This window comes from Mycobacterium gordonae (assembly GCF_001417955.2).
GTDB classification, from domain to species: Bacteria; Actinomycetota; Actinomycetes; order Mycobacteriales; family Mycobacteriaceae; genus Mycobacterium; species Mycobacterium gordonae_B.
Genome location: NZ_LKTM01000041.1, coordinates 1 through 11,465, shown reverse-complemented (window position 1 = coordinate 11,465; position 11,465 = coordinate 1). Strand labels below are relative to the sequence as shown.

General features: G+C 62.0%; 6 protein-coding genes. 5 read left to right on the top strand and 1 reads right to left on the bottom strand.

Annotated elements, in window-relative coordinates; genetic code table 11:
• The first annotated feature begins 154 nt into the window (after positions 1-154).
• The 5 genes from AO501_RS06700 (at position 155) to AO501_RS06680 (ending at position 8,159) form a co-directional block, all read left to right on the top strand.
• On the top strand, positions 155-1,381 hold the full coding sequence (locus AO501_RS06700; protein WP_197419779.1) for a DUF3631 domain-containing protein: 1,227 nt from the start codon (positions 155-157) through the stop codon (positions 1,379-1,381).
• Positions 1,374-1,856: a hypothetical protein gene (locus AO501_RS06695; protein ID WP_055576984.1), complete on the top strand. Its 483-nt coding sequence runs from the start codon at positions 1,374-1,376 to the stop codon at positions 1,854-1,856. Before AO501_RS06700 ends, AO501_RS06695 begins: the two co-directional genes overlap by 8 nt.
• A 514-nt stretch (positions 1,857-2,370) precedes the next feature.
• The gene (locus tag AO501_RS06690; RefSeq protein WP_055576983.1) at positions 2,371-3,885 is read left to right on the top strand and encodes a type I restriction-modification system subunit M; all 1,515 of its coding nucleotides are present in this window, start codon (positions 2,371-2,373) and stop codon (positions 3,883-3,885) included.
• Complete coding sequence (locus AO501_RS06685) at positions 3,878-5,086, top strand: hypothetical protein (protein WP_055576982.1); 1,209 nt, start codon at positions 3,878-3,880, stop codon at positions 5,084-5,086. Before AO501_RS06690 ends, AO501_RS06685 begins: the two co-directional genes overlap by 8 nt.
• A 1-nt stretch (position 5,087) precedes the next feature.
• Positions 5,088-8,159: a type I restriction endonuclease subunit R gene (locus tag AO501_RS06680; RefSeq protein ID WP_055576981.1), complete on the top strand. Its 3,072-nt coding sequence runs from the start codon at positions 5,088-5,090 to the stop codon at positions 8,157-8,159.
• Between the two features lie 32 nt (positions 8,160-8,191).
• On the opposite strand, the gene AO501_RS06675 is transcribed toward AO501_RS06680, so the two are convergent.
• The gene (locus AO501_RS06675) at positions 8,192-10,480 is read right to left on the bottom strand and encodes an AAA family ATPase (protein ID WP_055576980.1); all 2,289 of its coding nucleotides are present in this window, start codon (positions 10,478-10,480) and stop codon (positions 8,192-8,194) included.
• Positions 10,481-11,465: the final 985 nt, after the last annotated feature.

Sequence of the window (11,465 nt, the reverse complement as noted above, 5' to 3'; positions counted from 1 at the left end):
CCTGAGCCACCACCTCCTCGCCGAGGTGGTCCCGAATCAAGCCGTCACAGTGGTCCTGAGTCAGGTTGACATAGAGAGCTGGTCATGATAACCGGGATCGGCCGCCTCCTAGCGGATGTTCGGTGGTGCGGACCCTCGGCTTTATGGAGTGGACGTGAGCACTAACTCCATGCCGATGTACGACAATCTGGCAGACCACATCAGATGGCTGCTGCTAGAGGGTGCCACCTACCAAGAGACGCCGGACTTAGGTGCGGAAGTACTTGATCTCGTCGACAGCTTCGCAGCACGGTTCCTCGCCCTTCCCAACGACTACGCACGTCACTCGCTTGTGCTGTGGTGCACGCACTGCTGGTTGATGGACTGCTGGGAGCACACGCCGCGCCTACTGTTCACCTCGCCAGAAGCAGGCTGTGGCAAGACCCGTGCCCTAATGGTTACCAGCCAGCTGGTGCCCCGGCCAGACCACGTCGCCGATCTGACACCGGCTGCTCTATATCACTCGATAGACCAAGCGCTTGAGCTTGAGGGTGGTCGGCCGACGGTCCTGTTCGACGAGTTCGACACCGTCTTCGGCAGCGCCGAAACCGGCAGAATCCGTAACGAAGAGATGCGCCGACTGATCAACGCCGGCCACGACCGTAACGAGAAGCTTGCTCGCAAAGTGGGCAAGAAGGTCAAAGAATTCCGGTTGTACACCCCGATGGCGCTGGCCGGGAAGATGTCGATTGACGACGTACCGGCCACTATCCGCACTCGTTCCATCACTATCCCGATGCAGCGCCGCAGTCCGGAGGAAAAGGTCGAGCGGTGGAACCGGCACCAGCATGAGGCCGAGGCCCAGGCGATCCGCTGGTTACTGCAGTGCTGGGCCGAACTCGTCCACAGCTACGCGCTGGACTGCATGGGACTAAATCAGCCCGTGTTGCCCGAGGGGATTGAGGACCGTGACGCCGACGTGTGGCACCCGTTGCTGGCGGTCGCTGAACTAGCGGGCGGGCACTGGCCGGAACGGGCGCGTGTAGCTGCTGTAGCTGCTGTAGCTGCTGACGGAGTAAAGAACACACCCAGCCCCGGCATCGATCTGCTGGCCGACATCAAGGCTGTCTTCGATGACTTGGCGACAGAAGTGGTGTTCACCACTACCCTGCTGGCCGAGTTATCCAGCAGGGACCAGCGTTGGCGCAGGCTCGACGGCAAGAGACTGGCCCGCATATTGCACAGCTACGGCATTCACCAGATCAACAAAGACCAGCGCATCGGCGCCAAGGTCACCAAAGGTTACCGGCGTGAGTACTTTGATGACGCCTGGTCACGCTACCCCGTAAGTGCAACTGCATCAGCTATGCCCACTGCAGACGAGGGATACCACGATGAGTGATCTGCCGACCGACATCGAAGTCGGTGACGCCCACGCACTGCGCACCTTCGCCGTAAAGGACGGCAGGTTGACGTCCATTGCCCAATGTGGATCGCACTGGAAGGAAGGGAAATGCGAGGCGATCTGCCTGTGCAGCCCCGACGACCCCGACCACGAGGTCCCCTCCACCGACTGCACGTGCGGCGTCTACGCCTTCTGGACCGTCGAGGAGCTCCTCAACCAGTACCGGGACTTCGCACGCCGCATCGTCGCGGTCGTTCGGATGGACGGCCTGACCATCGAAGGTGAGAACGGGGTTAAGGCCAACGCGGCGCAGATCGTGGCGTGGTGGTGTGCAGAGGACGAACCCGAATTGGTAGCGGCGTGCGTGGCCAGCGCCCCGGGAACTCGCCGGTACTTCGACAGAGAAGTGATGATCCAGCTACACCTGGCACTAAACAAACAACAACCGCTAGAGGGGATGCGGGATGGGTGACATCGGGCAACCGCGCCGGCGCGTCATCAGGGTGCCGACAACGCCAATACGCAAGCCGACACAGGAGCCGAGTCCCCCAATCAAGCCCGCGCCACCGGCACGGGAACCGACCCGCACAAGTTCGCGTTAGGAAACAGCTGGTTAGCGGCCGCAGGCTGGTGACATATCGCCAGTTGAAGGTCCATTTTAGAAGGCGAACGCTGCTTGAGTGCTCAACATAAGGAACGTGCGGCGTTTGAACAGCCGTCCGGGCTCGTACACACTTCTGCGTGGTCGCACCACATCTGCCGAGTGCCGAGACGACGGTTATGCCCGGACAGGACAGGTGGATTATGAGGTCGGAGTGCGTGTCGCTGAAGCTAAGGTATCGCCGATCCGGACCGCCTGGCACGAAGCAGTCATGTGGTTGTGTTGACCGTTCGGCGCGGCCTGCCGGGTAGGCCGCGGCCCGCTGAAAGAATGTCGAGGGCTCCGAAATGAAGGAGTTCAACCGACCGAAGGAAGCACGCACCCGGTGACAATCACCCAGCAAGAACTTGAGACGCGGCTGTGGGACGCGGCCAACGCACTGCGCGGACCGGTCGACCCCGCCGACTTCAAGACCTACGTCTTTCCGATGCTGTTCTGGAAGTGGATTTCCGACACCTGGGCCTACGAGCGCAATAAAGCCCTCGACGATTACGGCGACGACCTCGACGACGAGATCGAGGCCGACTTCCACAGATTCGAGATGCCGGCGGGCACGCTGTGGTCCGAGGTCACGACCAAGGTCAAGAACCTCGGTGCCGAGATTGCGCGAACGTTCCAGCAGATTGAGAAGGCTAACCCGCGCTCGCTGGCTGGCGTCTTCGGCGATGCGTCGTGGGGAAACCAAGAGCGCATTCCCCAGTCGGCGCTGCTGGGCCTCATCAAGGCCTTCAACCAGATCCGACTCGACCCGTCCACCGTCTCCCACGACCTACTCGGCGCCGGGTACGAGTACCTGCTGAAGAACTTCGCCGACGAGTCCGGCAAGAAGGCAGGCGAATTCTTCACACCGCGCGAGGTCGTGCACCTACTTGTCGGGATCCTGGAACCGCAGCCCGGCGAGACGGTCTACGACCCGGCGTGCGGATCGGGTGGCATGCTCGTAGCCACTATCAACCAACTTCGCGACTCCGGCATGGACCACCGCACGCTGCGCCTGTACGGCCAGGAGATTAACCTCACCACCTCCTCGATCGCTCGGATGAACCTCTTCCTGCACGAGATCGAGGACTTCGACATCAAGCGCGGCGACACGCTCCGCGCACCTGCGTTCAAGGACACCAGCGGCGCGGTCCGCACCTTCGATGCGGTGATCGCGAATCCGCCGTTCTCGCTGACGAACTGGGGTGCGGACCGGTGGCCGGCGGACCCGCGAGCGTTCTGCGGCGTTCCGCCGGCGCAAAACGGCGACTACGCCTTCATCCAGCACATGGTGTCGTCGATGAACGCTGGAACCGGCAGGGTCGGGGTAGTGATGTCCCATGGTTCTCTCTTCCGGGGCGGGGCAGAGGGACGCATCCGGCAGTGCCTAGTAGAGAAGGACCTCCTCGAGGCCGTCGTCGGGCTTCCGCCAAACCTCTTCTATTCGACGACGATCCCAGCCTGCCTGCTGATCTTCCGCGACCAGAAGCAGACCGCACGCAAGAACCACGTCCTGTTCGTCGACGGGTCGGCCAGGTTCGTGAAGGGCACGAACCAGAACCAGATGAGTGAGGACGACGTGAAGGTCCTCATCCAGGGGTACAGGACTGGCGAGGACCCGGACGGCGAAGCCGGCACAAATGTGCGTCTGGTGCCGCTCGACGAGATCAAGGAGAACAAGTTCGACCTGAACATCGGAAGGTACATCAGGATCGCTGCCAAGGAAGCAGCCGATCTCGGGACGGTGCTGGTCGAGTACGCAGATTCGAGGCAGCGCCGCATCGAGGCCGAAGATGCCATGTTTAGGCGTCTCGCGGAGGCCGGGATCGACCTGAGCATGTTCGAGGTGCCAGATGGGTGAGTGGGAACAGAAACGGCTGAGCGAAGTAACCACGCAAGTGCAGGATGCGGTGAAGGTTGTCGACGGCGAGTCGTACCCGTTGCTGGGCGTGAGGTGGTACGCGGAAGGGCCATTTCTGCGCGAGATAGTCACTTCTGAGACCTCGAAGGCGACCCGCTTCTTCCGCGTACGTAGCGGACAGTTCATCTACAACCGACTGTTCGCATGGAAGGGCTCCTTCGGGCTGGTAGGTTCCGACCTCGAAGGATCGTGCGTGTCCAACGAGTTCCCACTGTTTGAATGCGACCGTTCTCGCCTGCTTCCCGAGTTTCTGAACCTTCACTTCCGACAGCCGAAGGTCTGGGAGGACATCGAGCGCGTCAGCACAGGGACAACGGCCAGCCGCAACCGCTGGAAAGAGTCGCAGTTCAACGACCACCTGATCGCGCTCCCTCTGGTTGCTGAGCAGCGCCGCATCGTTGACGTCATGGAAGCGGTGGACGCGCAGATTGACGCGTTGGCCGCTGAGATTAAAGCCGCGCGAGCACTGCTACGAGCCCGTCGCTCTGAACTCCTTGTCCATGACTCAGCAACTATTCCAGTAAAGAGGGCATTCTCAGTTCTGATGGGCCGGCAACGTGCCCCGCAGCATGCAATCGGTCCCTACATGACCAATTATTTGCGCTCGGCAAATATCGGCGATGGCGTACTCGATCTCGCTGATGTCAAGCAGATGAACTTCAATCCAGCTGAGCGGGCGAAATTCGGTCTTCGAGAGGGCGACGTCCTCGTATCCGAGGGCAGCGCCAGTGCGGCGGCTGTGGGGTTGAGCGCAGTCTGGCATGGAGAGATCGAAGACCCCGTCTGCTTTCAGAAGACACTTCTGAGGTTCCGCGCGATTGACGGTGTCACGACAGCAGCCTTCACCAATCATTGGTGTCAATGGGCATTCGAGTCTGGCACCTTCTTGGAGATATCGAGCGGTACAAACATCAAGCACATCACCGCCGTCCGCGTCCTCGAAGTCCCGGTCGCTCTGCCTGGGATCGAAGTGCAGAGCACAATTGCCAACGAACTGGACACGTTAGAGACGCAGCACGCCGCTATCGGTGCCGAAATCGCCCACCTCCGCTCGTTGCGCTCCGTCCTTCTGGCTTCACTGCTCAGCGGCAAGATCGAGATCCCCGAATCCTACGACGCGTTGCTGGAGAAGGTGTCCTGACGTGGGCTGGACAGAGACGAGCACGATCCAGCGGTCGCTGCTGGAATGGGCGGAGGAAGCCGGGTGGGAGCGACTCCACGGCGACGAGCTCCCACGCGACGAGCACGACGTCGTTGTCGAGGGCTGGGCCCGGGAGGCGCTGCTCGCTCTGAATCCGGAGCTCGTCGACGATCCTGAATCGGCCGATCTTGTGATGCACGAGATCAACCAGGCGATCCTGGATGCGCACAACGGGCTTGTGGCCGCCAACGAGCTGCTCACGGTGATGCTCCGCGGCGACCACTCATTCCCGACCATGACCGGCAAGCATGTACCGCGCAGAATCATCAACTTCGAGCACCTGGAGAACAACCGGTTCATCGTCGCCGACGAGGTCACCATCGCCGGAGCGGTGAAGACCAGGCGGTTCGATGTCGTTTACTACGTCAACGGGTTTCCGCTCGTCGTCGCCGAGACAAAGACTCCGGTAAAGCACGCCGTCTCGTGGGTGAACGCGGCGAAGGACCTCCACGACGTCTACGAGGAGGAGTACCCGAACTTCTTCGCCACCAACGTTTTCAACGTCGCCACCGAGGGCCTTGAATTCCGGATGGCACCGATCCGCGCAGTCCCAGACCCCGACTCCGAGATCTGGGCTCCGTGGGGCTCGACCGAGGACGACCCGAAGGTGATCACTGGCCCAGCCCGCGTCGAGCGCGCCGCGCGGCTACTGCTACGGCCGGAGACGATCCTGCCGATCCTTAAAGACTTGGTCATGTTTCGGCACGCAAGGGACGCATCTGAGATCGACATCAAGCTCCTGCCGCGCTACCCGCAGTTCGAGGCGGCGCTGGCGATTCACGACAAGGTACTCGCGGACCGGCCCGGCGGGCTGATCTGGCACCACCAGGGCTCGGGCAAGACCGAGCTGATGGCCTTCGCCGCAGCCCGCCTGCTAAGGGACGACGCGGTCGTCGACAAGTTCGGCGGCGCGCCCACGGTGATAGTCATCGCGGACCGCAAGGACCTGGTGCGACAGACCGCGGAAATGTTTGAGACTGCCGGGATGCCGCGCATGAGCGTGCCTAAGAATCGGCGCGAGCTGGTCGCTCTGCTTCGGAGCAATGAACCGGGGGTCGTCATCACTACGGTGCACAAGTTCGCTGAAGCAGGGCACTTGAACGACCGCTCTAACATCATCGTCCTCGTCGATGAGGCACATCGCTCTCAGGAAGGGAAGTTCGGCAAGGCGTGGCGGGACGCGGTCCCGAACGCGAAGTTCTTCGGCGCGACCGGAACCGCGATCCAGGACAAGGAGCGCTCGACCTTCAAGTTGTTCGGCGATCGGTCGGATCCAGACTTCGTCATGTCTCGCTACACCCCGGAGCAGTCGATTGCCGACGGGTTCACCAAGCCCGTCGTCGTCGAGGGAAGGTCGGTCGGCTTCAGCCTCGATAAGGAAGCATTAGACGAGGCGTTTGACGAACTGACAGCGGAGGAGAACCTCGACGAGGACGAGAAGGTGTACCTCTCTGGAAAGGCCTCGCACGTTCAGACGATCCTGTCCAATCCGGACCGCGTCGCCGCGGTGTGCGCCGATATCGTCGACCACTTCATGACGTTCGTCGCTCCGCTCGGGCAGAAGGCGCAGGTCGTGGCCTACAACCAGCGGCTGGTCATCGCGTACGCACGGGCCATCGAGGCTGAGCTCGCGCGCCGCGGAGCGATGATGCCCGACGGCCGGCTGCGCGAGGTCGGCGTGGTGATGCACGTCGCCGAGAGCAAGGACACGCCAAACGAGTTCAAGAAGTACCTGCTCACCGCGGAGCAGGAAGAAGCTCTCAAGCGCCGGTTCAAAAAAGTCGACGACCCGATGTCGATCGTCGTGGTCACGGCGAAGTGGATGACAGGGTTTAACGCGCCCATCGAGGGCGTGCTGTACCTCGACAAGCCCGCCAAGGACGCGAACCTTTTCCAGACGATTACGCGGCCGAACCGACCGTGGAAGAACCCAGTCACGGGTCAGCGGAAGGACTATGGGCGCGTGGTCGACTACATCGGCCTCGCAAAGGCCATCGGCAACGCGGTCGCCGGCGCAAAGATGAACGGAGACGGGGACGACGACCCGGACGTTGTCGACGCCTCCAAGCTTGCAGGCAAGTTCGTCACCGACCTCACCAAGCTCCTCCACCTCTTCGCCGGCGTCGACACCGCCGACGCATCCTTCGAGTCCCTCGCCGAAGCGCACGAGCGGATCCCCGAAGACAGCTCGCAGCGCACGGAGTTCGTCGAGGGCTACGTGGCGCTGCAGACCGTGTGGGAGTTTCTCGACCCCCACCCGATGCTGCTGCCCTTCAAGCAGCAGTACCACTGGCTCGCGAAGGTGTACGAGTCCATCCGCCCGAAGGACGTCTCCAAGACTTTCCTGTGGGCCCGCCTCGGCGCGAAGACCACGGAACTCATCCACAGTCACATGAATGAGGTCGCCGTGAAGTCGATGGCATCACGCACGGTCACCCTCGACGCCGCAGGCCTGGCGCTGCTGCGGAGGATCGCGGCCCAGTTGAAGCTCCCGGACGATTCGCCAGTCAGAGGGGAGAGCGACGTCTATCGGGACGTGCTGGACTCGATCGAAGCGCGGCTCAAGCGCCGGCTGTCGGAGGGCGACAGCCCTGTCTACAAGTCGCTGGCCGAACGAATTGAGAAGCTCCGGGCCAAGGCGATCGAGAACATCGAGGACTCGCTCGCGTTCTTGGAGGAGGCGCTCAAAGTTGCCCAGGACGTCGTCGCGGCCGACCGCGCAGCCGAGCACGGCGACAAGGAGACATTGGACCGCCTCGCCGATCCGAAGAGGGGCGTTCTTACGCAGATCGTTGAGGAGAACACGCCGGAAGGGCTGCATAAGATCGTCCCGGAGATCGTGGAACGCATCGACGCGATCGCCGTTGAAGTCGCCTACACAGGTTGGACTTCGAGCGACTCTGGTGACAAGTCCGTCCGTCGGGAGCTACGCGCTGTGCTCAAGAATTACTCCCTGCCGATCAAGGGCGAATTATTCGACCGGGTCTATCAATATGTGCGCGAGAACTACTAGCGCGCGCCAGCGAGGTGCGCCGGTCGGAATGTCTAGGGAAGGCTCGTCGGATTGATACCGGCCGCCGTACACATGCGTTCGAAGTGCGTCAGGTCGGACTCTCGCAAGAACTGCATGCACCGACGGATCTGTCCGTGCACTGCTCGTGCGTCGAGTACGTCAACGCTTTCGCTGCCCTCACCATGAGAGTGCTTATTGCAGAAGGTGAACACATCGCGGAAGGGCTCACCTGGCTGCGCCTGCACCAGAACTTCGAGCTGCTGCGCAAAGTCCGTGCGGTGCGGCGCTTTGTAGCTGGCGAAGATCTCAAGGACCCGTCGCGCCGCGTTGGGCAGCAGGAACAGGCGGTCGTGGTCCTCGGAATCGAGAACCCCGGCCATGACCATCGAGAAGAGGTAGTTGTACTCAGAGGTGTTTTTCAACAGAACTTGGGGCAGCGCTCCCACCTTCGACGTTCGCTCGCCGTCCGTTGCGGACGCGTAGACCTCCAGGAAGGAAACCCTGGGAAACAGGAGTTCACCGGGGTCTCGATCCCGGATCAACTTCATCGACTTCCCCCACATCCCCTTGTAGGACAGGAGTAATAACCGAAGCAGGCCGAAGTCGTGGGTGAGGACGATGTATTGGCCGAACTTCTCGAGAGTGTCGAATAGCCACTGATGCGTAGCGAACAGGGCCTCGCGGTCCAGGGAACTTGACGGGTCGTCGATCACGACTATGCGATGGGACTTATCGGCGCCGGGGGTCTGTTGGTCTTCCAAGTTTCGGAGAAAGTAGAGCAGCGATAGGGTTGTCCGCTCGCCGTCGCTGAGGTCGGTACCCGGCTGATCGCCACGTCGACACGCGTACGACTTGCCGTCTTCGGTGACGGCCACGCTGATGTGGTCCTTGCCGTAAACACGGGCGAGGTCGCGGGTGAGTGTGTCAGCCATGTCTTTTGTGGTGAACTTGGCCTGACGCACCTCGTCGAGCTTCTTCTCGGCGAGTCGGGCGGCCTTGGCGCTCGCAGACGCCTTTGCGGCGTACGCGAACACCTGCCCATCGAGGTCGCGGAACGCTTCGGCCTGTGAACCGACGATGTGGTCGAGAACGGTCTTCTTGCGATCCGCACTGAGTTCAGCGTGGTCGTGCACCTGTTGGTTGTGCTCGGCGATCGCCTGCGTCAGAACGGTGGTCAAAGGTGGTGAACCGAGCACGGCCCATTCGGGCGCCTCATGCGTACCGCTCGGGTCCGCGATCTTCAGTTCGAGGGACGCTTCGACACGTTCGCACGCGGTCACTCGTTCGGTGACTTCAGCGGACAGCCTTTCGACCGCCAACCCGTACGCTGCCTGGAGGTCGCTCGCCAATTCCGTTGAGTCGGGGATTGAGATAATCCACGTCGCGAGCGCGGTCTTCTCCCGCGTGACGGCATCCTTGAGCTGCGTGGCCCTGCCTCTGATGTCGAGCCAGCTCTCGTCGAAGTGGCGTGCCAGTTGCGTGCGGCGTTCCGGGGTGATCGCTCCGGCGCAGAATTGGCACTCATCGCTATCGGCATGGAGCTGCAGTCCCTGCTCGACCCATGCTTGTGCGGTAGAGCTGTTCGCTAGCGCCGCGATCGCTACCCGGGTAGGGGTTTCGGACAGGACGCCGGCCAGAACCGCCAGGTCTGATGCAACCGCCGAGGGCGGCGCGGACACCTCCGCCACTGCGGACGGAGCACCTTCCCCGAGACGCTGCAGGGCTTCGGTGTGGCTGCTCGCGTCGGGGAAGTCTCCCTTGTAGGCCCGAAGGTTCTCTTCGATCTTTGGGATCGAGTAGCGACTTCGGGTGAAGTGCTGGTAATCGAAGGTCTGCAGTTCGGAGATAATCCGCTCCTGCACCTCCTTCGCGAGCGCTGCGCGCTTCTTCTCGGCGGTGCCCCGACTCTTCTCTGCCTCGTGTGCCTCGGACTGTAGGCGATCGACTTCTCCGATGAGTCGCTCCTCCTCGCCCTTGGCGTCGATCGCCTCCTTCCCGAGTGTGACGATCGCGGCGGCGCTGGCCCCGTCGAGGAACGCTGACAGATTCTCGTCGATCCATCTGCGGGTGTAGACAGCCATATGAGGGGACGGGCTGGTACCGGCCGCACGAACTGTTGTCTTATGCCCCTTTTCGTCCTCCCAGATGACACCGGTCGCGGACCTTGATTCAGCCAGGCTCAGAAGGAGTTCCGCGACCGTCGACTTGCCGCTCCCGTTGTGTCCGTAAACGATCGTTCGCTTCCCGAGGGGGAAATCGCTTGACCAAAATCCGGTGTTGAGGGAGCGCCACGGGGTCTTGACGTCGAGTCGACGGAGCATCGTCGAATCTTAGTTCGGGGGCACGACAGTCGACCGCGGCGTCAGTCCCCGCGCGCCGCGCGGAACCCGACAGGAACGTCGCACCTTGCCGACTGGCCTCGACACACTCCATGCGCCGTCGCTCTGGCAGCCGGCCGGGTCGTTGTGGACGCGATTTTACGATCAGCCGACCCTCGCCATTGATGATGGCAACATCGTGATGGGTATCGGCCCTGTCGTTGCCGCAAGACATTGACACGCTTAATGTCCTCCAGCGTTGTCGTGGAAAGGTTTCGGGTTCTGGCCCGTGCAGAGATGTGGGGCGCTCTCCTTATGAGCCACGATGGGCTTGCCTCGGATGAGCTATTTGCGATCCCAGCGACCCGCACGGCGTCGGTCCATGTTGAGGACTCCACGGCTCGGCAACGCAGCCCAGCAGAGTAACCGCTGCCGAGCCGGCAGTGCCACAAAGGACCGGCCAACTTCAAGAACGCCCGGACCGAGTCGGCTGGCCGGGCCCCCTGCGAACAGCGGGGCAACTGTCAAAGCTAACGACCAGCGCAAGGCGTACACCTGTTGACCGGCACCGGGCTGAGGGCCAGGGGGTGGGGGTCCGGCATTGACGGTGGTGATCGTGCCGTCGGCGGTCAGCTGGCCTGGTAGACAAAACCGCCCATGCTAATGGGTCTGCGACGCTACATACCCGTCGTCTATAGGGCGTTCTCCTCTGTATCGCATCGAGATTCCGCATCAACGCCATCTGTGGTCATCTCGTGACGAGAAAAATGCCGCAGCCCTGACCTCGCCCGTGAGGCTCTATCGCGGTTAGCCTGTAACTGCTCTCACTAGTTGTCCCGCCCATCACGCGGTTGACCAACCTCCCTGGGCAGTACAACTAGTCAACGTAGTCGCTTCGCAGAGCAAGGCGGCCCCTCTCTGCCAACCTGGGTTGAGGCACCCGCCCCCTGACAATTAGTGACCCGAGGGCGGGGATGGAGAGACTCCC